Origin of the sequence: Indioceanicola profundi (genome assembly GCF_003568845.1) — a bacterium.
GTDB classification, from domain to species: Bacteria; Pseudomonadota; Alphaproteobacteria; order Azospirillales; family Azospirillaceae; genus Indioceanicola; species Indioceanicola profundi.
Map to the genome: position 1 here is coordinate 137,443 of NZ_CP030127.1, position 23,727 is coordinate 161,169.

Genomic DNA, 23,727 nt, shown 5'->3' on the forward strand with positions numbered 1-23,727 from the left:
GCGGCGCGTGGCGTGAGACCTGCCGGCGTGCTCTCCGTTACAAGCCTGTTCGCTAAGTAATCGGTTAACCTTTAGCGGCCAGCGTCAGCGCTGTTCAGAGCTTCGCACCATCGAGGTGAGAAGTAGCGCAGACCTCAGCATGTAAACCACACATGCGCCGTGACATAGGAACCGAAACATGGCGAAGCCTCGCGTTCTCATCTCGACCGACATTGGCGGCAGCGACAAAGATGATGACCAGTCTTTGGTTCATGCCTTTCTCTATGCTGACAAGATCAAGATTGAAGGGATCGTATCCTCTCCGGCGCCGCACGGTGGCCGGGCCAAGGACATCCACGAGGTGATCGATGCCTACGCTAAGGATTACGCGAACCTGAAGACCTATTCTTCGGACTATCCAACGCCGAGCTATCTCAAGTCCATGACCTATCAGGGAGCCACCAGCGCCCAGCCGTCCGCGGGCTACTCCAAGGCGACGGCCGGTTCAAAGGCGATCATTGAGGCTGCCCGCGAGGGTTCGGCGTCCGATCCGCTCTACATCCTGACCTGGGGTGCCATGACCGATGTCGCCCAGGCGCTGCACGACGCGCCGGACATCGTGAACAAGATCCGCCTGCTCTCGATCGGGTCCACCAACACCACATTCGACAAGAACGCCCGCAACTACATCTACAACAACATGGATAAGGGCGAAGCGTTCGAGAAGCTCTGGTGGATCGAAGACAACTCCACTTTCCGCGGCATGTATGTGAGTTCTTCGGGGGCGAACGATCCTTCGATCCACAATGGCTGGATTGACGCCAACGCCAAGGGCCACGGCGCGCTAGGTGCTTACTTCGACAAGATGACCACCGACCTCTACGGCCCCGGCTCTGTCGATGGCCTGAAGATGGGCGATACACCTTCGCTGCTCTATCTCCTGGACAATGCTGACAACAACAATCCCGGCGCCAACGGCTGGGGCGGCAAGTTCGTGAAGACCGGCAAGGCGTCGAACTACTGGACGGATAGCAAGGCGTCCGGAGACAAGCTCGGCTCTTACGCTGGTGCCAAGACCGTCGCTGAAGACCGCAGCGCCTATCTCAAGGACTTCGCCGCCCGCCTGGATCGCGCCAAGGCGCCCAATGGCGGTGCCAAGGACGAAGCGCCGACATCCGCGCCGTCCAAGCCTGCCTCCTCTCCGGCTCCTTCCTTCGACGCCAAGATCGGCGTCGGCACGACCGAGGCGGAAAAGCTGAAGCTGACCGGCGGGTACTCGGTCGAGAAGACCGGAACTGCCTCCGGCGGAGCCCAGATCAAGGTCGATGGAAAGGGGGAGGCCAACGGCACCTTCACTGGTGGAACCGGCACCTACAAGATGACCGTGCGTCATGTCGACGAGTTTGATGGCAAGGCAACTTATGCAGTCAAGGTGAATGGCAAGACGGTGAACACCTTCACCGGTGACAGCATGGGCGGCAGCGACAAGATGGAGAACCACTCCTTCCAGCTAAGCCTTAAGACTGGCGACCAGATCAGCATCACCGGCGCGCAGCAGCAGGGAGAATATGCCCGGATCGACTCCCTAAAGCTGGAAAAGGCGAGCGGCACCAGCACGGCGTCGAAGCCCACCACAACCCCCGCTCCGCAGTCTACGAGCGGCCCAGTGCTCAAGGTCGGCACCACCGAGGCGGAGAAGCTGAAGCTGTCGGGCGGCTATGTGGTTGAGAGCCGGGGCGCATCGTCGGGTGATGCCAACATCAAGGTGAATGGCTCCGGTACCGCCGAAGGCATCTTCGATGGGGCGTCCGGCACCTACAAGGTCAGCGTAGGCTGGCTGAACGAGAGCGATGGGGCAGCCAGCTTCGCCGTGAAGGTCAATGGCAAAACCGTGAATTCCTGGACCGGAAACGGCGGCAGCAATAACGAGGCGGTGCGCAGCTTCACGGTCGAGCTGAAGGACGGTGACAAGATCGTGCTGTCCGGCGTGCAGCAGAACTGGGAACAGGCCCGCTTCGACTGGGTAAAGCTGGAGAACGCGAGCGGCTCCACCCCGACGCCGAAGTCCTCCATCGCTGCACCGGTGTCCTTGCCTGCCAAGGAGGCGAAGCCCCAGACCTCCGATCTGAAGGACGCCGATTTTGACGCCTTCGCCTTTGTCGGCCAGTCCAATGCGGCCGGTCACTTCTTCAAGCGCGCTGGCGACAAGAGCGGCGGCTCGCTTGGCAACGACGTGTTCGAAAAGGCGCTGGGAGCCAAGCTCGGCGGCGCCGTCAAGGCGATCAACGGCGCAACATCGGGCAGCGCATCGAACGAGAAGGTGGATGGCTCGAATTACTGGTGGAACCTTAGCCAGGACAAGCCCGGTCCGGCATTGAAGAATGCCATCTCCCAGATCAAGGCCGGCCTCGGCAGCAAGGATCTGGACGGCTTCATCTGGGGCCAGGGTGAAACCGACGCCAAGGCCGTGAAGGACGATTGGAGCAACCTGAACACGGTTGTGAACAACTTCAGCAAAGCCACTAAGAAGGTGTTCGCCTACCTGCAGGACCAGTTCGGGGACGATCTACCGATCTTCGTTCAGCAACTGGGCACCTTCAAGCAGGACGGCGCCTGGCTGGACGGCCCGGTGGGAGCGCTGGACAAAATACGCGAGGCTCAGGCCAAGCTGATCTCCGGCATGGACGATGTTTATCTCGGGGCGAAGACCGCAGGCTTGGCCGCCCATGACGGCATACATTTCACCAATGCCGCCTACGGCACGATCGCCAGTCGGCTGGCCGGCAGCGTCGAGGTGGAACTTGTCGGCCTGCACAACGACGGCCAGCTCTAACCAGGCATGATCCGGCACCGGCCGCAGGGGAAACCCTGCGGCCGGAATTCTATTTGCGCTCGTTCACGGATCGGGATGGACATCTTGACCGTTACAGGGCGCGCAATGGCCAATGCTGCCTACCGGATCCTGGGGCAACTCCTCGTCATGGACGGCGTATCCGTCGGTAATCTTTCCCGCCTCGCCGGCTACATGGCCGAGACCAGGGGGGCTCAGAGTCTATTTGGAAACCCTACCTGTGGCTGGTGTGGCGTATAAGGACGGAGCCCATGGCGAGGTGGATCATGGCCTCGGAGACGTCGGTCCGCTTTTCGTAATCACGGACCAGGCGACGCCAGCGGGTCATCCAGCCGAAGGCTCCTTCGACAACCCGGCGGCGAGGCAGGACCTTGAAGCCGGGCTCGTGATCGGTGCGGCGGACGACTTCGACGGCGAAGTCGAGGAAGCGGGCCTTGTCCATCCGCTTGCCCCGGTCGTAGGCACCATCGGCGAAGAGATGCTTCCCCCAGGGCCAGCGTTTCCGGATGGCGCCCAGGATGAGCTGCGCGCCCGCACTGTCGGAGATGTCGGCGGTGGTCAGGTTCACCATCAGCAGCCACCCGTCCGTGTCCACGGCAATGTGGCGCTTGGCAAGCGTTGATCTTCTTGCCCGCGTCGAACCCACGCTTGGCCGCAGCGGAAGCCTTGACCGACTGGCTGTCGATGACCCCAGCAGTAGGGCTCGCCTCCCGACCGGCGCGCTCGCGGTCGATCATCAGGGCCACATCGTGGATGGTGCGGAACAGCAGGCGGCGCACAAACACCCGGAACCACCAGTAGACCGTCCGCCAAGGCGGGATATCCTTGGGCAGCATCCGCCATCCCCCGCCGAACCGGGCTATGTAGCGGATCGCGTTCAGGATCGCGCAGGTCCATATCCCGCGTCCGGCCGGCTTTGCTCGGCGGCAGCAACGGCGCAATCCGCGACCGTTCCTCACAGGTCAGTTCCGTCGCGTAGCGCTTTGTCTTCTTCTCGATCTCGGACATCCGGCCACGGTTCGCTCGGGTCCTCATCCCGAGCTTGAACCACGCCGCCTGCCCGGCTTCAAGCCATTACAAACGGACTCTGAGGACTGCCGATGGGGTGCGCCGATCCGCGCAATCTCGGGCACACGACCAAAACCCAGGAACATCCGATCTGCTCCGCTCTGATCCGAAAATCACAAATACGTATTAACTACTTTGATATCGATCTGCTACAGACTACAGCTCTGTATCCGCGATGTCCGAGTCCCACCCATGCCCCGCCCCAATCTATCGCATGTGTTGTCTCTACTTCTCGCAACCACAGCAATAATATCACCTGCCTATGCGGCGGACATAACAATCACCTCGCCGGGCACCTTTATGATCGGCCCTGGACAGTCCGTCGAGTTCCAGGCGGAGAATGGGGCGACGTCCAGCAGCTCTGCGCAAGTGAACGGGGGCGTCACGATCGGCAGCATCGCCGCAACGGCGGCCGGCGTCGGCGTCCTCAACCTCACGGGCGACGGCGCCGGGGTGGACGGGTCCGTGAGCAACCTGTTTCGCACGGTGATCGCCGGCACCGGGGCCATGGGGATCACGGGAAGCGTAACCAACACCGGCGCCTTCTTCAGCCAGGCCGGAACCCTGACCGTCGGCGGGGATTTCCAGAATTCATACGTTAATTTCACCAACAACCGGGATGGAACGCTGATCCTGAACGGAGCGGTCAACGCCATCAGCACTGTCCTGATGACGGGCAGCACCGGCAGCGTCGGCACCCTGACATTCGGCGCCGGAAGCGGCACAACGGTGACCGGCGCTGTGGGCGGCACGGCGCGGGTCAAGCTATTCAATCTCGACGGCGCCCTCGCCACCTTCAATGCCAATGTCGCGGCCGACCGCCTGAATTTCGGTGCCGACGGAACAGCATCCTTCCGCGGCGGCACCGTCAACGCCGCTTTCACCACCTCCGCCGACGGCACCGGCACCCTCAGCTTTCATCCTGGCGCGCAGACCACGGTGAACGGGACGATCGGCACCGGCACCCATGGACTGAAATTGGTGGAGTTGAAGAGCGGGACGGGCAGCATCGTCAGGTTGACCCAGGCCGTCTATGCCGACGCGGTGGCCGTCAACGGCCTGGGAACCCTGCTCCTCGACGCCGCCTCTCGGCTCGACACGGCAACCGGCAGCCCGAACGCCGCGACCGGCGCCCTGGTCAGCTTCGGCGCCGACGGGCTGCTGTCCATTTCCAGCCCGAATGTCAGGATCGGTGCCGTAACCACGACCGGCGGGACGAGCGGACAGGGCCGGATTTCGTTTTCCGGCAGCGGCGCATACATCCTGGGCGGCAGCCTCGGCACCGCCGACAACCGGATACGCCAGATCACCATCGGCAATGCCGCCGCCACGGTCGAAACCGCCGCGTCCTCATCGAACCATGTCTCAAGCGTCCGCTTCTCGGCCGACGGCACGCTCTACCTCGGCGACGGGTCGAGCTTGACGGGCGACATCACGACCGCCACGCATCGGCGCGGAACCGTCGTGTTCCGGGGGGGCTCCGGCGCGGTGATCCAGGGTGATGTCGGCTCCGGCGCGGCCGCGCTCAAGGCGCTCAACGTGGGCGGCCACGGGAGCGGGACCATCGACGGCAGCATCTATGCCGAGACGATCTCTTTCAGCGATGATCCCGGCTACGGCCTGACGACCTCCGGCAACATCGTCGGCCAGGTGGAGGGCGCGCCCGGCGGTGGCGGCATTCTGACCTTCAGCGGCGTCACGACGACGGGCGGCCTCTTCGGCAGCGTGAACCCGCTGGGCTCCGTCGAGTTCAGGGGCGCCGGGATTTCGAGGCTGCGGCACGACATCAATGCAGGCTTCGGCGCAGGCGTCCTGATCGCCGGCCCGGACACGACTCTCAAGCTCGACGCGTCCGCGGCGACCATTACAGGCCCATTCCGTAATCTCGGCGTCCTCGACCTGGGCGGGAACACCCTCACCGTGGCCGGCAACATGTCCGGCACCGGCAGCATCGCCTTTGCGGTGAGCGCCGCAGGCGCCGGCTACATCGTCAACACCATGAACAGCGCCAACTATGCGCCGGGCGTCGGCACGGTCGTCATCACGCCGACGGTGACCGGCACGGATGTCGCCAACGGCGCGACAGTGGCTCTGATCCGCGGCGCGGCCGGCAGCGCAGCGCCGGACTACGCGGGCACGGTCTTCACAGTGGCGGGCACCCAGACTCTGACTTGGACCGTCGCCTCGGGCGCGGCGCATATCGGATCGGTGGACCTCAACGGCTACACCATCACGGCCGCGGACACGGTCCTGGTCGCCACCATTCCCGCCCCTCCTCCTCCTCCTCCTCCTCCGCCGCCGCCGCCGCCACCGCCACCGCCGCCACCACCACCGCCGGCCGAACCGGCCCCGACGGAGCCTGTTCCGACCACCCCGACCACGCCCACCGAACCGACCCCGACACCGCCTCCCCCTCCTCCGCCGCCGCCGGTCGCGCCGACCCCGACGGAGCCCGCACCTGCGCCGCCGACCGGCAACGGGGTGATCGACACCTCACGGCCGGTCTTCACCAATGGCGACAGGGCGGTGGAGAGCGTCACCGTCACCTTCGCCGGCGGCGTGCTGAAGCCGGTGGCCAGCCTGACACTGCCCCAGGCCATCACCGTCACGTCCGCCAACGGCTCCATCAATCCGGACGGCAACACGGTGACGCTGTCGGGTTCTGTCGGCGGGAGCGGCGTTCTCACGGTCGACGGCCCAGGAACGGTTGTCGTTTCCGGCGACCTCGCCAACACCGGCGGCCTTGTCGTCCAGCAAGGCGGGTTAGTGGTGGCCACAGGCGGTCGCGTCGAGGGACCCCTGGTCGTAGGGAATGACGGCCGGTTGGGCGGCAGCGGCACGATCCTCGGATCGAGCGTGGTTTCAGGCACCCTGGCCCCCGGCAGTTCCCCGGGCACGCTCACCTTCTCGGCCCCGCTGACCCTGACCGCGTCAAGCACCTACCAGGTCGAGATCGATGGCCCCGCCGCCGGCGCGGGAGCCGGGGCGCATGATCGCATCGTCCTGACTGGCGCGAACAGCGGCTTCAACGCCGCGGGCACGCTGACCCCGATCCTGCGCGGCATCACCGGCGATGCCGCCAACACCTACACCCCGGACATCGGCCAGACCTTCACGATCGTGCAGGCCGAAGGCGGCGTCTTCGGGGCGTTCGCAACCATCGACCAGCCCGCCGACGGCCTTCCCGCCGGCGCGCGCTTCGACGTCTTGTATGGCGGTCAGACCGTTGCCCTGGTGGTGACGCCGCGCAGCTATGGCGATCTGGCGTCCGCCGGGCAGACGCAGACGGCCGCCGGGCGCGCCGCCGGCGCTGCGCTGGATGCTGTCCGACCGGCCGCCGGCGCCCGACCCGCCGATGCGGAGAAGCAGTTCTATGACAGCCTGTATGGCTTGACAGGCGCGCAGGCTGCCGAAGCCACGGAACTGCTCGCGGGCACACTGCATGCCGACACGCTGAGCGCCGGTCTAACGAACCGCCGCCTATTCGGCCAGGTGATCGAGTCCCGGCATGCCGCGGCCCGTGGCGGCGACGCCTGGGCCGGGGGCGGGACCTTGGCCGCCGCCCGGATCGCTGGCCGGTCCGAGATGATCGCCAGCGCCACGGATCTGGGGGCCGAGGGCGGAAAGCCCGCCGCCCGCGTGGCCGGAGGGCTCAGCGTCTGGGGCAAGCCGTTGCTGTCCTGGGGGCGGACGAATTCCGACGAGACGGCCCGCGGCAGCGCCCGGCGCAGCGGCGGCGCCATGATGGGCAGCGAGCTCGCCACCGAAGACGGTGTGACCGCCGGCGTTGCCCTCGGCTACCTCCGCAGCGAGGTCGAGAGCGCCGGCGGCGAGGGCGACGTGGACAGCTACCAAGCGACCCTCTACGCCGGCTGGGCGGTCGATGGAGCCTTTGTCGACGGGGCGCTGTCCTATGGCTTCAGCCGCTACGAGACCAGCCGTACACTCGTCATCGGCGGCGGCGCACCGTCCGACGGCGCGGCCAGCGGCGACGATGTGTCGGCCGAGATCGGCGCGGGCCGGCGGTTCGACCACGGTGCCGTCTGGATCGAACCGCGCGTCGGCCTGCGCTGGGAACAAGTCGCGCGCGACGGTTTCGCGGAGACCGATGCCGGCCTTTGGTCCCTGCGCGTCGCCCCGGAGACCATCACGGCGCTGCGCGGCTCCATCGGCGCCCGGGCGGGTGCTGCGATGCAGGCCGGCGGCCTGACGCTGGAGCCCACTGTCCTGCTCGCGTGGCAGCATGACTTCCGCGACATCGGGGGCCGCGGTGTGCATGGTTTCGCCGGGACCATCTTCCAGGTGGACGGAGCCGAACGGGGTCGAGACGCCGCGGCGGTCGGCGCCGACATTGGGGTTCGGATCACCGGCACCCTGAAGGCCACGGCCGGCTATGCCGGCGAACTGCGCGCGGACGACAGCGACCATACCGTCGCCGTCGGGTTGCGCCTGTCGTTCTGAACCCCGCGGGCGGGCATGGCCGGGATCATCGGCCATGCCCGCCCGCCAACTGTCACGTGGCGGAGATGTCCTGGACTTTCATTGTGCGCGCCGCCGCTTCCGCACTTATGACCCTGTCGCTGTTCGCCGCCGGTTCCGCCCGGGCCGCACCGCCGGCCGGGACGACCTTCGACGACTGGGCGGTGGAATGCGAGACGGGGCCGGACGGGGCGACCCGCTGCTTCCTGTCCCAGGTGCAGCTGCTGCGGGAGAACAACGCGCGCTTGCTGAAAGCGTCGGTCGGCTATCCGGGACCGGCGGCGGAGCCGTTCCTGGTGTTGCTGCTGCCCCTGGGCGTCGACTTGCGCGCGGGAATCGCCCTCAAACTGGACGACGCTCCCCAGATCTCCCTCGCCTACCAGCAATGCCTGCAGGAGGGCTGCACCGCCGCCCTGCAGCTGGACGGCCAAACGCTCGCGGCGCTCCGCAAGGCCGAACGCATCCAGGTCGGGATCAAGCCCTATGGCAGTGCGCAGATCATGACAATCAAGATATCGCCCGAAGGACTGGCGCGTGGAATGGACGCGCTGCGCTGAAATTCACTTGCCCCTGGCGCGCAAGGCCCGGCATCGCGGGTGAGGCATCAACCCGCGGCAGTCTAGTTGCCGTCGGCGTCGCAGCCGACGGCGCTGTCACGGATGGGTGGCTGCTGATGGTGAACCTGACCACCGCCGACATCTCCGACAGTGCGGGCGCGCAGCTCATCCTGGGCGCCATCCGGAAACGCTGGCCCTGGGGGAAGCATCTCTTCGCCGATGGTGCCTACGACCGGGGCAAGCGGATGGACAAGGCCCGCTTCCTCGACTTCGCCGTCGAAGTCGTCCGCCGCACCGATCACGAGCCCGGCTTCAAGGTCCTGCCTCGCCGCCGGGTTGTCGAAGGAGCCTTCGGCTGGATGACCCGCTGGCGTCGCCTGGTCCGTGATTACGAAAAGCGGACCGACGTCTCCGAGGCCATGATCCACCTCGCCATGGGCTCCGTCCTTATACGCCACACCAGCCACAGGTAAGGTTTCCAAATAGACTCTGAGCCTACCAGATGAAGCCGCCGGGTTCTCGGTCCAGGTGGGGAAAGGCCGGGGCAGGGCCGGAAACATGATGAAGTAACGCGCAATCTCAGACGCGATAAGAAGACACGCGCTCAATAATCCAGGTCTTCTAATATAAGAAGGCGCCGCCTTACTATTTTGGTCTTGTTGCGTGCCTTGCTCTTGTGATGGCTGTTGGCGGTCGGGAAATAAATACGCCGAGCTGGCTGAAGGAGGCATTCAAATGCCTGATCAGCGCGAGAGGAGCGGACGGGGTCCGTACAATTTCAAAGCGCTTGTTCAATATGCGGCATCGGAACTCGACGAATGGGCGCTGCTCGACCAACGCGCCGAGGACGGCGTGTTTGCGATGGTCCACCCGACCCGGGGTATTGCCCTGATCCAGATCGGCCCAACGGCTTCGCTGCTGGAGGAGATCGGCCAAGCGATCAGCCATGACCGGCGTCTGCGCGATGTTCCGGTTGCCCGCCGCCATCTCCGCATGGCCGGAATGCTCGCACTGGGACGCGAACTTGACGAGATGCTCCCTGGCGAATGTTCCGGGCTTTCTCCCCGGCACATCGAAGCGGTGCTTTCAGGAAAGCTGATCAGCGTACAATCACCGGCTGGTCGGAAAGGTCCTGTGACACGAGCGATTTTCGCCGCGGTCGTCATGGTAGTTTGCTCTCTTGGAGCACTGGGGATCATGCCGGAGTGGCGCACGCAGGAGCGCCCGTTTTCTGCGAAACCGGCACCTGCCTTGGCGCTCAGAACCGCGGTCGATCTTCCACAGATCCCGATAGGGTCGGCCACCGCTGTCCCGGTGTGGACTGCAATCCAGTCGGCAATTCCGTTTCCTGTGGCGATGCTGGAGCCGCCCCGACCATCCGTGCAGCACCTCGTTCCCGCGTCTTCCGCGGCCCGCTCCGCAGCACCGGCCTTCCAGTCAGCCGCGGCTGCCCCGGACAGGAGATGTCAGGACATTCTACAGCGCGCCCAGCTTGGAGAAGGTCTTTCTGATGAACACCGCCAATTTCTGCGCAGCATGTGCTGATCATGCCGGACGGCGGATCGGCTACGCGGCCCTGCCCGGCCTCCTCATTATCCTGATGCTTCTCAGCGGTTGCATGCGGGGCGACCTGCCCCGGCAAGGCGCCATGGCCATGCAGACCCTGTCCGACATGTCGGCGCTTCCGCAACCCGCGGGAGCAGTTTCCCCGCCTCCGGCAGGTGAGGTGTTGCCGTTGCAAGTGGCTGTGGAGCAGGCAGCGGAGGAGCTCTTCGCCAATGTGCCGGCCCGATACCGTACGGCTTCCCGCGTCGTTGCGGTCGACCCGCTGGTCGATGGCGTAACCGGGGCACAGACCGTGGCGACCCGCACGATGCAGGACCTTCTTGAGGAGCATATCCGGCAGAAGCAGCCGGCCTATGAACTCCGTCCCCTGAATGCGGATACGCTGGCGTCCTCCCCGGTGGTTCTTGTCGGGAGTATTCGCGGCGTAACCCCGAATGGGTTAGAACCGGGGCAGCCTGTTGCCCACCGCATCTGGTTCTCGCTGGCGGATCTTCGGACGGGCAAGGTGATCGGCCACAGCATGGCCTGGGCTGATGCTGCGCAGGTGGATGCGACCCCGACCGGCTTTTTCCGGGAGAGCCCTGTCTGGGTAGCGGATCGGGGGATGAGCGCTTATCTGCAGACCTGCCTGACCGGAATCGGCGGCCCTGTGCCGACCTCCTATCTGGACGGAATTCTCGCTGCAGCGCTGGTGGCTGAGGCGATCACGGCCTATGAGGCTGGAGCGTTCGACGATGCCCTGTCCCTTTATGAATCCGCACGGCGCACAGCCATGGGCAATCAGCTGAGGGTGCATAACGGACTGTATCTGGCTCAGCTCAAGCTGGGCCGGCTGGAGGAAGCCGAATTCGCGTTCACCGGGCTCGTCGACTTCGGCCTCAGCCATAAGCGATTGGCGATGCAGATGCTGTTCCAGCCAAGCTCCACGGCCTTTCTCGAGGATGCGGCGGTGACCGGGCAATATCCCATGTGGGTCCGTCAACTTGCCCGGGGAACCGATCTGTCAGGGAAGTGTCTAGGCCTCATCGGACACACCAGCGCCACAGGCCCTGTTGCCTTGAATGAGCGTTTGTCCCTGGCACGCGCCGAGCGGGTGCGAGCCGAATTGATCGAGGAGGTCCCGCTTCTACAATCCCGGACTTTCGCCCGCGGCGCCGGATCGAACCATCTGATCATCGGCACCGGCCGGGATGATTCGTCCGACGCCCTGGACCGGAGAGTCGAGTTCCAGCCCTTCGCATGCGGCCTCACCGCTTAGCAGGAAGAGCCCGTTCAAGGGCCGGCAGTTCACGTCCGACGTGATCCTCCGGGGTCGTGATGCAGGCCGATCGGACCTGTTGTCTGACGAACCTTAACTGGAGGCCGAAATGAGCAAGAACCAGGGCGAATGGACGAAGCAGGACCAGTCCGAGGCGGCGAAGCGGGGCCAGGGGGCGGAAATCGGTCCAGAACATGGGGCCGACAAGACGTCGGAAAGCTCCAAGCCCACGGCCGGGAAGGGCGACGCAGGAGACCGGGGGACGTCGGCGCCTGAAGGGATCGTGCCCCCGAAGAGCTGAAACCTGCTGATGTCAGCGCCCATCCAGGCGCCGACGCCAAAAGGGTGCCAGCAGGTTGCACGCTCCGATCAGGCTCCGGGCACTGTCACTCCACGCGCGTGACCAGCCGGCCGATGCCCTCGATCTCCGCCACCATCTCGTCGCCTGCGGTCACCGCTCCGACGCCGGCCGGGGTACCGGTGAAGATCAGGTCGCCAGGGCGCAGCTCGAACAGGCGGGACAGGTGCGCGATGACCTCCGCCACGTTCCAGGTCATGTCGGACAGGTCGCCCTGCTGCCGCACCGCGCCGTTGACGGACAGGCGGATGGCGCCCTTGGCCGGATGCTCGGCCTCAGCCACGGGGATCAGGGCGGAAACCGGGGCGGAATGGTCGAAGGCCTTGCCCACTTCCCAGGGCTGGCCCTTGCCCTTGGCCGCACCTTGCAGGTCGCGCCGGGTCAGGTCGTTGCCGACGGCATAGCCCCAGATATGGTCCAGCGCCCGCTCCACCGCGATGTCGCGGCCGGCCGTGCCGATGGCGGCCACCAGCTCCACCTCATGATGCAGGTTGCTGGTGCCGGGCGGGTAGGGCACCGGGGCGTCGCCGGTGACCAGCGCATGGGCCGGCTTCATGAAGAAGAAGGGCGGCTCCCGCGTCGGATCCCCGCCCATCTCCCGCGCATGGTCGGCATAGTTGCGGCCGACGCAGAAGATGCGCCGGACGGGAAAGCGCGCCGTCGCGCCCTTCACGGGAATGCCGGGCTGCTCGGGGGCGGGAATGACGAACTGCATGGGCTTTGCCTCTTTGCTTACGGTCGGGCCGACGAACGACTTGAGATCCAACCGGGGGAGTGGCGGAACCGCCTTGCCGGCGTCTGTCTAGGGACGCGACGGTCCTTGCCACGGTGTTTCCGGCACCGGCGTGATCGGGCCGTTTCCGCTGAACCAGGAGATCAGGTTGTCCACCACCAGCTGTCCCATGCGTCCGCGGGTATGGTGCGTGGCCGAGCCGATGTGGGGCAGGAGTACGGTATTGTCGAGCGCGATCAGCTCGGCGGGAACATGCGGCTCATTGGCGAAGACATCCAGGCCTGCAGCCAAAATGGTGCGGTTTTGCAGCGCCGCGATGAGCGCGCTTTCATCCACGACGGACCCGCGCGCGACATTAATCAAGATGCCGTTCGGGCCGAGCGCGGAAAGGATTTCGGCATTGATGATATGCCGCGTCGCAGCTCCGCCCGGCACGATGGCAATCAGGGTGTCGACCTCCTGCGCCATGGCGAGAAGCGTCGGGTAGTAGCGGTACGGAAGGCCCTCCTGTTCGCGCCGCGCATGATAGACGACCGGCACGTCGAAGGCGGAGATGCGCTGCGCCACAGCCTTGCCGATACGGCCCATGCCCAGAATTCCGACCGTGCGCCCCCGCAGGGTGGGGCTGAGAGGAAAAGCGCTCTCCAACCAGCGACCGGTGCGCACATGCCGGTCAGCCTGCGGTAGCCGCCTGATGGTGGATAGAAGGAGGGCAAGGGTGAAATCCGCGACCTCGTCGTTGAGCACGTCCGGTGTGTTCGTGACAACAATGCCGCGCTCCGCGGCCGCCGCAAGGTCGATGGAGTCGTATCCGACGCCGAAATTCGCCACGACTTCCAGGGCGGGTAGGCGGGCGATCAGATCGGCAGTCGTCGGCTCCCGACCACGGGTCGCGATGCCGCGGATCAGCGGTCCATAGGCGTCGACGATCTGCTGCAGGCCGGATTTTGCTGAGCGATGAACATGGAAACGCCGGTCGAGCTGTTCTTCGACGTCCGGCATCATTTCGCCCATGCTCAGGATATGCGCGCGCTCGGTTTCAATCATGGATGCACCCTCTGGCAAGCTTCGATGTACGACTTCCGCGCGTCACCCGCCCAATACTCGACGTAATCCCATCAAAGCCAGCGAGACCAGGATCGTGGCGCCGAGCCCATACGACGCATTCCAGCGCCAAGCTACGGTCCAGACCGGCGTCTGGAGTAAGCGGCCAACATAAAGGGTCGTGCCGGAGAAGGGCGAGATCAATGTGGCCAGGCCGAAACTGGCCATCATGGTGTTTGCGACCACCTGCGGAGAGAGGTCCAGCACGGCTGGCGGGGTAATTTGGCAGAGAATGATGATCGGGATCACCGGATGCAGCCCGATCAGGCCGAACAAGGCCACGATGGCCACGATGGCGGCTATGGCGGCGTCCCCGGTAGGGGGCGCAAAGGGAAGGCTTTCGCCCGCGGCGGCGGCGGCAACACCGGTTCCGAACAGGCTGGCCGCCGTGAACAGCAGAACCTCGCTACGCAACGCGGGGAGCTGTGCACGCATCTGGCATACCAAGGTGCTGCTAATTGCTCGACCACTGCCGTCCTTGCCGTTGATCGTGCGCAGCCAGAAGGCAGCATGGACTGGGCCGACCAATCCGATGGCAATCGGAATCGCAAGCCCCGCGCCTTCCACAAGGGCGAGAACCGGCAAGCACAGCCCGAGGAAGATCAGCCCCATGCCGCCCCAGTCGCGACCGGCGGCGGTGGGGCCTGCCGGCGTCGATGCGGACGTCGAGGCCCGGCTGCGGGTCAAACGGTCCATCGTCCAGGCGGAAAGGATCAGCAGGGCCGCGATGGCAAGGCCTGTGGGTGCGACATCCAGCCAGGTTAGGCCCGGCAGGACGGAGAGGACGACGGCGGTGGAAACGAACAGGGGCGACCAGCTGGTTCCCGCACAGAAGCCGCGCAACATGGCCAAAGACAGGCGCTGGCGCAGCTTGGGGCTGCTGCTGCCCGACAGCATCGATGCTACCAGCTGAAGACCGGCCAGGTTCAAGAAGGAGCCGAACAGGTGGGAGCCGGCCGCCAGCGCCAAGAATCGGCGGCCCGGCGGCTGGCTGATCAGATGGCGGCCGACTGCCATTAGGGACGGGCTCTGTAGGGCCGGCATCCGCAGGCAGGCAACGGCCGAGAACAGGACCAGAAACTGCAAGGACCTTTGGACGGCTTCGGCGACCACCCCGGTGAGAACATTGTTGAGCGCGCCGAGCAGAAGCCCGGCGCAGGCCAACAGGACGCCGACCCAGCGCTGCGCCGCTGGAATGCGGGGCAACTCCAGGACCAGATAGGTGGCGAGAAGCAGGATCGCGAGCGGCAGCATGGCGTCGCTACCCGCAAGCGCCATTCCCATGGTGAGGATCACGAAACCGGCATAGAGGCCGGCCGACCAGGGGTCGCGCGCGTCCGGTCGTTCGGCCGTCATGGATCGAGGGCGTTCAGGGCCTTCTGCACGGCCACCAGAGCGCGGTCTCGCTGCCGCGCCAGAGCTTCGGGCGTCCTCCCGGCAGCCTCGTCCTCCACGCCGCGCACCAGCGCGTCGCAGACTTCAGGGGTCAGGCTCGGATTGCCGAGATCGGCCCAGCGGCGTTCCTGACTGGGGCCGAGATGGTCGAGATAATGGCGCATTCCTCCGGCCCCGCCGCCGAGATGGAAGGTCATGTGGGGGCCCATGCTGGCCCAGCGCAGGCCGGGGCCATACACCATGGCCATGTCGACATCGGCGACGTCGCAGATGCCTTCAGCCACCAGATGAACGGCCTCCCGCCAGGCCGCAGCGCCCAGGCGACCGGCGATGTGTCCTTGCACCTCACGGCGGAGGCGGACGGGTTTCTTGCCGATGGTCCGGTAGAACTCCATGGCCCGATCCAACGCTTCGGGCGCGGTGCGCTCGCTGCCGGACACCTCGACCAGCGGCATCAGATGCGGCGGGTTGAAAGGATGACCCAGAATGCAGCGCTGCGGAGCCCGGCGGCACTCGACCTGGATCTGGGCCATCAGCAGGGAGGAGGTGCTGGAGGCGATGACCACCTGCGCGTCGGTTGCGGCATCCAGCCGGGCCAGTAGCCGGGCTTTCAGCTCAACCTTTTCCGGTGCATTCTCCTGAACGAAATCTGCGCCCTCGCAAGCCTCTTCGGCCGTGGCGGCGAAGCGGAGCCGGGTCGGGTCGGCCGTGGGAGCGAGGCCGAGCTGTTCGACATCCGTCCAGGCCACGTCGATGAAGCGGCGAAGACGATTTTCAGCGTCCTGGCCAGGGTCCCAGGCCACGACCTCCAGTCCGCGGGACAGCAGCCACGTGGCCCAGCCGGCGCCAATGGTCCCGGTGCCGATCACGGCAATACGATTGAAGCTCATTGCTCTTCCTCTTGCTTGAGCAGGTTCAGGACGCGGGTCAGCGTCTGCTGCTTCTTGCGGACATAGGCCTGCGCATCCCGCTGGCTCCAATCGTAAAAGCCGCGTCCGGTCTTAAGTCCGAGATCACCCTGCTTCACGATGTCCTGCAGCACGGGCGAGGGCGTGTCGCCGTGATGGAGAGCGGGAACGATGTTCCGCTGCGAGGAGGCGGCGATATCGAGCCCACTGATATCTTTCTGCTCGATCAGGCCGGTCACCGACATGCGGGGGCCGAGCACCCACTTCGCCGCTTCGTCTATCTCTTCTGCCGTCGCGATCCCCTGCTCGATCAGGTGGAAGGCCTCATGCAGGATGGCGTGCTGGAGGCGGTTGATCAGGAAGCCTGTCAGCGGCCTGCGCACCACGGCCGAGCGGCGGCCGGTCCGCAGCAGCGCCTCGCGCGTCCTCTCCAGCACGTCGGCCGAGGTCTGGGCCACCAGAGTCACCTCCACCATCGGCAGCAGGTGGGCGGGCTGGAAATAGTGGATGCCAAGGAAGCGGTGCGGCGCGCTTAGTCTGTCCGCCATCTCCTGCAAGGGCAGGGCGGAGGTGTTGGTGGCAAGCACCGGGCCCTCGCCATAGGCCGCCTCCAGCCTGGCGAACAGCTCCATTTTCAAGTCCATCTGCTCCGGGATGGCCTCGATCACCAGGTCGGGGGCAGTTGGCGGCAAGGCCTCGACCACCTGTACTCCGGGCGCCGCGCGAACCTTCGACGGCGTACGGCTGAGCAGGGTCGTTGGGAAGTCGGCATCGGCGAACCCGGCCGCGATCTCTGGCCCCATGACGCCGCCGCCCACCACCAGAACAGTTTGAATCATGGCGTTTCCTCATTTTGGGCGTATTCCGCCCGTCCGGCGTCTTGCCGTCAAGCCGGTTAAAAGGATTATTGATAATCCTGGGCGATGGGTCTAGGCTCGGGTTCATTAACCAAGAATCAACGAACCTGGAGGAAGCGCTGTGAGAGTGAGCAAGATCATCTATGCCGCAGCGGCAGTTGCTCTGGCCCTTGGTGGGCAGGCTGCCCAGGCCGAGTACAAGCAGGGCGACAAGGTCACGGTGCTGCAGGGCTTCAAGCCCGGCGGCGGTTCGGACGTGCTGGCCCAGCTGACCCAGCCGCATCTGCAAAAGGAGCTGGGCGTCACCTTCGTGAACCAGTATGTGCCCGGCGCCACCGGTGCCATCGCCTGGACCCAGCTGGCGCATCAGAGCAAGTCGGACGGGTCGGTGATCAGCATCACGAACACGCCGATGCTGATGACCAACTACATCATGAACGAGGACATCCGCTACACGATCGACGATCTGGAGCCGCTGGTGAACGTGGTCACCGATCCCGGAGTGATCGTGGTAGGCAAGGACAGCCCCTTCAAGACCGCGCAGGAGTTCCTGGACCATGCCAAGGCCAATCCGGGCCGGATCCGGGTCGGCAATTCCGGTGTGGGCGGGGATGATTTCTTCACCACGTTGATGTTGCAGCGCGCCTCGGACATGAAGTTCACCATGGTGCCGTTCCAGGGCGACGGCCCCTCCTGGCAGGCCGCCATGGCCGGCAAGATCGACGCCAGCTTCAATAATCTGGGCAATGTCTATTCCCAGGTTGAGTCCGGCAATCTGCGCATGCTGGCGATCTTCACCGAGGAGCGTCACCCCAAGCTGCCCGATGTGCCGACCCTGAAGGAGCTGGGCTACGACGTGGTGGCCGGCTCGTCGCGGGGTTACAGCGGGCCCAAGGGCATGCCGGAGGACAAGAAGCAGCAGTTCATCGCGGCCATGCAGAAGGTTGCCGCTGATCCGAAGTTCAAGAAGGATGCGGAGGCGCAGGCGCTCGATATCGACATCATCACCGGCGACGAGTACCGGACCTTCATGAAGGAGCAGGAAACCGAGTTCAAGGAGATCTGGAACGAGGTCAAGGACACGATCGGCAACGGCCAGTAACGTCGCTGCGGTCGTGGAAGTCCCGCACCGCCCCGTCCAGCCGGTTTTGAAGGCGGGCGATGCGGGAGCGGGTTCCACAGGCGCGGAAATCCAAATCCGACCTGACAAGAAGGGATCAGGACCCACGATGGAAAGGGTGGATTGCGTTGTCGTCGGCGCCGGTGTGGTTGGCTTGGCTGTTGGGCGGGCGTTGGCTCTGGGCGGCCGGGAAGTGCTGGTGCTGGAGCAGGGGCCCGGCATCGGCCAGGAGACCAGCAGCCGCAATTCCGAAGTCATCCATGCCGGTATTTACTATCAGCCCGGCAGCCTGAAGGCGCGCCTGTGCGTCCGGGGCAAAGAGCAGCTCTACACCTACTGCCGGGAACGCGGGATCGCCCATCGACGTTGCGGAAAAATCATCGTCGGGACGCGGCCTGAGCATCAGGCCGTCCTCGAACGCTACAGCGCGACCGCAGCCGAAAATGGCGTGCTGGATCTCTCCATGCTGGACCGCTCGGCGATCCGCGACATGGAGCCGGAAGTCGATGCCGTTGTCGGCGTTCTTTCTCCTTCATCCGGCATCGTCGACAGCCATGCACTGATGCTGAGCCTTCAAGGCGACATCGAAAATGCCGGCGGAGCGGTCCTGCTGCACACGCCGGTATTGGGCGGACGTCCGGGTGCGGACGGGTTGGAGTTGGAGATCGGAGGGGCGGAGCCGATGCGGCTCGGCTGCCGCACCCTGGTGAATGCAGCGGGGCTGGGCGCGCAGGACCTGGCCTTGAAGGTGGGGGCGGCGCCGGAGAATGTGCCAACGCGGTATCTGGCGATCGGCCATTACTACGTCCTGAGCGGTCGCAGCCCTTTTCACCGGCTGGTCTACCCGATCCCGGAAGATGGCGGGCTTGGCGTCCACGTCACCGTGGATCTGGGCGGCCAGGCCAAGTTCGGGCCCGATGTTCGTTGGATCGACAAGGCGGATTACGCCTTCGATGACAGCCGTCGCGGACAATTCGTCGAGGCTATCCGCAACTATTACCCTGGCCTGGACGAGAATCGCCTGCAGCCCGGCTACACCGGAATTCGTCCCAAGCTGTCGGGACCTGGCGCCGGATTTTCGGATTTCAGGATCGATTTTCCTCAGAGCACGGGGGTGCCGGGTCTGGTCAGTCTTTATGGCATGGAATCGCCGGGGCTGACCTCCTGCCTTGCGATTGGGGACTATGTGGCACAGGGGGTGGCCACGTCACAAACAGATCTGGCCTAGCCCGTATCGGCGTAACAGCGGAGGCGGCCGGCGCCCCAGGTAAGCGCTTACCGCGCAAGGCGGCCAGAATTTCGTAGCAGTCCGTTTTCGGGCTCGGAAGACCCGGAACCTAATCATCCACACATATCTTGAAAGGGAAGAAACGTGAGCAATACCCAAGACCGCACTGTAAGCGCTTACGCGCCAGCGAAGATCGTGTCCGTTGAAGCGGCCACCGTGCGTGTTCCCCTGGACAATCCTACGTCCTTCTCGACCCGTCAGGTTCTTGCCCGCGACTATGCAATCGTGCGCATCCGCACCGACGATGGGGCGGAGGGCATCGGCTTCTGCTACGGCGGCTCCACCAACGGCGACATCGTCACCAAGGCGGTGCGCGAGATGTTCGCGCCGAAGCTGATCGGCCAGGACCCGACCCGCGTGGAAGGCATCTGGCAAGAGATGTATCAGGACGCGCTGCTGCAGGGCCGCGCCGGCGCCGTGATCCGCGCCATTTCCATCATCGACATCGCTCTCTGGGACCGTAACGCCCGCGCCGTCGGCCTGCCGCTCTACCGGCTGCTTGGCGCGGTCCGCACCGACCGCGTCCCGGCCTATGCCAGCGGCGGCTATTATCTGGATGGCAAGACGCCCGCAAAGCTCGGCGAGGAGCTGGCTGGCTACGTCGCGCAGGGCTTCAAGGCCGTCAAAATGAAGGTCGGCCGCCTCGACCCGCGCGGGGAGGAAGAACGTATCCGCGCGGCCCGCGAGGCTATCGGTCCCGATGTCCTTCTGATGCTGGACGCCAACAACGCCTGGAAGGACCTGCCCACGGCCATGCGCTACATGGACCGGTACGAGCCTTATGATCCGTACTGGATCGAGGAGCCGTTCAGCCCGGACGACATCGATAATCATGCCCGTTTGGCTGCCAACACCCATGTGTCGGTCGCGACCGGCGAGATCGAGGTCGGGCGCTGGCGGCATAAGGAGCTGATGGACAAGGGCGGCGCCATCATCCTGCAGACCGATGCGGCGGTGTGCGGCGGCATCAGCGAGTTCCGCCGCATCGCGGCCACGGCCGCCTCTTACGGCATCAACATGTGCCCGCACTGGTTCCACGACCTGCATGTCCACCTGGTCGCCTCTTCGGTGAACGGGCAGTTCGTGGAATTCTTCTCCGACGACCAGGTGCTGAACTTCCGTCGCCTGATTACCCGTCAGTTGGAGATCGAGGATGGCGAGCTGAAGCTGCCGCAGCAGCCGGGCCTGGGCTTCGATTTCGACGAGGAAGCTATCGGCCGCTGGGCTCTGGACGGCTGGAAATAAGAAGTTTATCCGGCGGGGCGCCGGGTGCGCCTCGCCGGATCGTATGCACTACAGGCTTGCCGCAACCTTTCCAACAGAGATGCCGCAGACATGACGGACGATACCAACAGCAAGGCCAAAGGCCTCGGACGGGGACTCACCAACTATGGCGACCCCGATTTCTCCCTTTATCTGCGCCGCTCCTTCGCCAAGTCGATGGGACTGTCGAACGAGGCTCTGCGCAAGCCGGTGATTGGCATTGCCACCTCGCCCTCCGGTTTCAACAACTGTCACCGCCATTTTCCGGAGCTGACGGATGCGGTAAAGCGCGGAGTGCTGGCGGCTGGCGGCCTGCCGCTGGAATTCCCGACCATCTCGCTGGGCGAGGTGTTCCTTAACCCGACCAGCATGATGTACCGCAACCTGATGGCGATGGATGCGGAAGAAATGATCCGCGCCCAGCCGATGGATGCGGTGGTGATGCTCGGCGCGTGCGACAAGACCGTGCCGGCCCTGCTGATGGGGGCTTTCTCGGCGAATGTACCCGCCATCATGCTGATCGGGGGGCCCATGCTGCCGATGCCCTATCGCGGGGAACGGTTGGGGGCCTGCACCGACTGCCGTCGCTTCTGGGGCAAGTATCGGGCCGGCGAAATCGATTCCCAAGGTATCTCCGAGATTGAAGGCAATCTGGCGACCACGGCCGGCTCCTGCGCCGTTATGGGCACGGCCAGCACCATGGCCTCCATTGCCGAGGCCTTGGGGATGACACTGCCGGGCACCGCCGCCATCCCGGCCGTGCATGCCGACCGTCTTCGGGCGGCGGAAGCGTCGGGCGCCGAAGCCGTGCGCATGGCGGTGACTGGCGGCCCGCGGCCGCTGGAGATCGTCGATGACAAGGCCGTGGAAAACGCCCTACGGGTTCTGCTGGCCATCGGCGGCTCCACGAACGGCATCGTCCACCTCACTGCCATGGCGGGCCGGGCCGGGGTCAAGATCTCGCTGGACCGGCTCAACGAGCTGTCCGACACCACCCCGGTGCTCGTCGATCTCAAGCCGACCGGCCAATATTATATGAGCGACCTGCATGCTGCCGGCGGCATCGGTGCGGTCATGCGGGAGATCAAGCCGCTGCTGCATCTTGACGCTAGGACGGTCACCGGCGAAACGCTGGGCGAGCGGCTGGAAGGCGAGGTCTGGGTGGCCCGCAACGTGATCCGCAGCGCGGACACGCCGATCAACGCGCAGGGCGGGCTGGTCGCTCTGTTCGGGTCCCTGGCCCCGAACGGCGCCATTCTGAAGCGGTCAGCCGCCGATCCCAACCTGTTCGAGCGGGAGGGGCGTGCTGTTGTGTTCTCGTCGCTCAACGATCTGGCCGAGCGGATCGACCAGCCCGATCTGGACGTCAATGCTGATGATTTCCTGATCCTGCAGAATGCCGGCCCGAAGAGCGGAACCGGCATGCCGGAGGCCGGCTATCTGCCGATCCCGTCCAAGCTGGCCCGTGCCGGCGTCAAGGACATGGTTCGTATCTCCGACGCGCGCATGAGCGGCACGGCCTTCGGCACTGTCGTGCTGCATGTTTCTCCCGAAGCGGCGATCGGGGGACCGCTGGCCCTGGTGCGGACCGGCGATCGTATTCGGCTCAGCGTCAAGGAGCGCAGGATCGACCTGTTGGTGGAGGAGGCAGAGTTGGCCAAGCGGCGCGAAGGATGGAAGCCTCCGGTGGAGACGCCGCCGCGCGGTTACGGAAAGCTGTTCTTCGATCATGTGCTGCAGGCCGAGGAAGGCTGCGATTTTGACTTCCTGCAAGCCGTCCCGGCCAAAAAGTAGAGATGATGCGGTCGCCGTCGCCATTCGGTCGTCCAATCCCGACCCCGGACGATTCGTCCCGTGGGGAGGGGGAGAATGGACGGATGTCGGAACGGCGGCAGCGTCGGCGACCCAAGGCTGGCGGCGTCACTGCAGTTGACGTCGCCGCATTGGCCGGGGTCTCCGTCGCTTCCGTGTCGCGGGTTCTGAATGGCAGCGGCAATGTCGGTTCCGCCGTGCGCCAAAGCGTGCTCGACGCGTCGGAGGAACTCGGCTACCAGCCCCATGCGGCGGCACGGGCGCTGGCGTCGCGGCGGTCCCGCATCATCGGCGTCGTGGTTCCGACCATCGAAAATCCCAACTTCGCAAAGGGCGTGGAAACGTTGCAGCGGCACCTTGCGGCCGCCGGCTACACCACGCTGCTGGCCAGTTCCGGCTACGATGCCGGGCGGGAGGCGGCGCATGTCAGGACCCTGGTCGCGCATGGCGTCGATGGGGTCATGCTGATCGGCGGCAAGCACCAGCCGGATCTGCTGGCCTTTCTCGACGCCAAGAACATTCCACATGTGAATGCCTGGGTGCTGGACGGCCGGATGCCTTCTGTTGGGTTCGACAATCAGCAGGCTGCCTATCGTGCGGCCAGCTATCTCCTCGATCTCGGGCACCGGGATATCGGGGTTATTGCCGGCCTCACCAAAGGCAACGATCGGGCAGCCGCGCGCGTTGCCGGGATCAGGCAGGCACTGAGCGAGCGGGGGCTGGGGTTGCCGCAGGAGCGTTTGATCGAGCGCTCCTACCGCATCGTAGATGGCCAGATCGGGCTGCGAGCGCTCCTGGAACAGCCGCAGCGGCCGACCGCCATCATCTGCGGGAACGATGTCCTGGCATTCGGGGCTTTGCTCGAATGTCAGGCTCGTGGCATCACCGTACCGCAGTCCCTCTCCATTTGCGGCTTCGACGATCTCGAATTTGCATCCCAATTACAGCCGCCACTGACCACGATCCGCATCCCGGCGGATGAGATCGGGACGCGGGCAGCCGAATGTCTGCTCAGCGCGATCGATGGCAGGACGGTGCCCAGAAATGTAGAAGTCCCGATCAGCCTGGTTGTGCGCGGCAGTACCGCGCCGCCTGCCGAAAGAGCGGCAAACCTGTAAGCAGAAGGAAACG

The 23,727-nt window shown here is 65.2% G+C and carries 16 protein-coding genes and 2 pseudogenes; 12 read left to right on the forward strand and 6 right to left on the reverse strand.

What is annotated here, in order from left to right:
- Positions 1-178: 178 nt before the first annotated feature.
- Positions 179-2,812, forward strand: coding sequence for a nucleoside hydrolase-like domain-containing protein (locus DOL89_RS17060; protein WP_119680590.1), 2,634 nt, complete (start codon positions 179-181; stop codon positions 2,810-2,812).
- A 232-nt stretch (positions 2,813-3,044) separates the two neighbouring features.
- Here DOL89_RS17060 and DOL89_RS17065 read toward each other — a convergent pair.
- A pseudogene (locus DOL89_RS17065) lies at positions 3,045-3,865 on the reverse strand (IS5 family transposase).
- A 333-nt stretch (positions 3,866-4,198) separates the two neighbouring features.
- Here DOL89_RS17065 and DOL89_RS17070 point away from each other — a divergent pair.
- The 6 genes and pseudogenes from DOL89_RS17070 to DOL89_RS17095 all read left to right on the forward strand — a co-directional run bounded on the left by DOL89_RS17070 (position 4,199) and on the right by DOL89_RS17095 (position 12,059).
- On the forward strand, positions 4,199-8,359 hold the full coding sequence (locus DOL89_RS17070) for an autotransporter outer membrane beta-barrel domain-containing protein (RefSeq protein ID WP_119680591.1): 4,161 nt from the start codon (positions 4,199-4,201) through the stop codon (positions 8,357-8,359).
- A 65-nt stretch (positions 8,360-8,424) separates the two neighbouring features.
- Entirely contained in the window at positions 8,425-8,934 is a 510-nt protein-coding gene (locus DOL89_RS17075) for an invasion associated locus B family protein (RefSeq protein WP_162937617.1), read from the forward strand.
- 98 nt (positions 8,935-9,032) lie between these two features.
- Positions 9,033-9,407: pseudogene (locus DOL89_RS17080) on the forward strand (transposase); the annotation flags it as partial.
- A gap of 262 nt (positions 9,408-9,669) precedes the next feature.
- Positions 9,670-10,479: a hypothetical protein gene (locus DOL89_RS17085; RefSeq protein WP_119680593.1), complete on the forward strand. Its 810-nt coding sequence runs from the start codon at positions 9,670-9,672 to the stop codon at positions 10,477-10,479.
- Positions 10,445-11,758, forward strand: a complete 1,314-nt coding sequence (locus tag DOL89_RS17090) for an OmpA family protein (protein WP_119680594.1) — start codon at positions 10,445-10,447, stop codon at positions 11,756-11,758. The genes DOL89_RS17085 and DOL89_RS17090 overlap by 35 nt, the downstream gene beginning before the upstream one ends.
- A 109-nt stretch (positions 11,759-11,867) precedes the next feature.
- Positions 11,868-12,059, forward strand: coding sequence for a hypothetical protein (locus tag DOL89_RS17095; RefSeq protein WP_119680595.1), 192 nt, complete (start codon positions 11,868-11,870; stop codon positions 12,057-12,059).
- Positions 12,060-12,144: 85 nt separating this feature from the next.
- On the opposite strand, the gene DOL89_RS17100 is transcribed toward DOL89_RS17095, so the two are convergent.
- The 5 genes from DOL89_RS17100 to DOL89_RS17120 all read right to left on the reverse strand — a co-directional run bounded on the left by DOL89_RS17100 (position 12,145) and on the right by DOL89_RS17120 (position 17,095).
- On the reverse strand, positions 12,145-12,831 hold the full coding sequence (locus DOL89_RS17100; RefSeq protein WP_119680596.1) for a fumarylacetoacetate hydrolase family protein: 687 nt from the start codon (positions 12,829-12,831) through the stop codon (positions 12,145-12,147).
- 87 nt (positions 12,832-12,918) lie between these two features.
- Positions 12,919-13,896, reverse strand: a complete 978-nt coding sequence (locus tag DOL89_RS17105) for a 2-hydroxyacid dehydrogenase (protein ID WP_119680597.1) — start codon at positions 13,894-13,896, stop codon at positions 12,919-12,921.
- Between the two features lie 42 nt (positions 13,897-13,938).
- A complete protein-coding gene (locus DOL89_RS17110; protein WP_119680598.1) occupies positions 13,939-15,309 on the reverse strand; it encodes a hypothetical protein in 1,371 nt (456 codons plus the stop codon).
- Complete coding sequence (locus DOL89_RS17115) at positions 15,306-16,238, reverse strand: 3-hydroxyacyl-CoA dehydrogenase NAD-binding domain-containing protein (protein WP_119680599.1); 933 nt, start codon at positions 16,236-16,238, stop codon at positions 15,306-15,308. The genes DOL89_RS17110 and DOL89_RS17115 overlap by 4 nt, the downstream gene beginning before the upstream one ends.
- Positions 16,235-17,095: a 3-hydroxyacyl-CoA dehydrogenase NAD-binding domain-containing protein gene (locus DOL89_RS17120; protein ID WP_119680600.1), complete on the reverse strand. Its 861-nt coding sequence runs from the start codon at positions 17,093-17,095 to the stop codon at positions 16,235-16,237. The genes DOL89_RS17115 and DOL89_RS17120 overlap by 4 nt, the downstream gene beginning before the upstream one ends.
- Before the next feature lie 145 nt (positions 17,096-17,240).
- On the opposite strand from DOL89_RS17120, the gene DOL89_RS17125 reads away from it, so the two are divergent.
- The 5 genes from DOL89_RS17125 to DOL89_RS17145 all read left to right on the forward strand — a co-directional run bounded on the left by DOL89_RS17125 (position 17,241) and on the right by DOL89_RS17145 (position 23,714).
- A complete protein-coding gene (locus DOL89_RS17125) occupies positions 17,241-18,215 on the forward strand; it encodes a tripartite tricarboxylate transporter substrate binding protein (RefSeq protein WP_119680601.1) in 975 nt (324 codons plus the stop codon).
- 127 nt (positions 18,216-18,342) lie between these two features.
- Positions 18,343-19,461, forward strand: a complete 1,119-nt coding sequence (locus tag DOL89_RS17130; RefSeq protein ID WP_119680602.1) for an NAD(P)/FAD-dependent oxidoreductase — start codon at positions 18,343-18,345, stop codon at positions 19,459-19,461.
- A 144-nt stretch (positions 19,462-19,605) separates the two neighbouring features.
- The gene (locus tag DOL89_RS17135) at positions 19,606-20,766 is read left to right on the forward strand and encodes a mandelate racemase/muconate lactonizing enzyme family protein (protein WP_205574719.1); all 1,161 of its coding nucleotides are present in this window, start codon (positions 19,606-19,608) and stop codon (positions 20,764-20,766) included.
- A gap of 90 nt (positions 20,767-20,856) precedes the next feature.
- Positions 20,857-22,578 (forward strand): IlvD/Edd family dehydratase, encoded by a 1,722-nt coding sequence (locus tag DOL89_RS17140; protein ID WP_119680603.1) that lies wholly within the window; start codon positions 20,857-20,859, stop codon positions 22,576-22,578.
- A gap of 83 nt (positions 22,579-22,661) precedes the next feature.
- Positions 22,662-23,714, forward strand: coding sequence for a LacI family DNA-binding transcriptional regulator (locus DOL89_RS17145; protein ID WP_119680604.1), 1,053 nt, complete (start codon positions 22,662-22,664; stop codon positions 23,712-23,714).
- Positions 23,715-23,727: the final 13 nt, after the last annotated feature.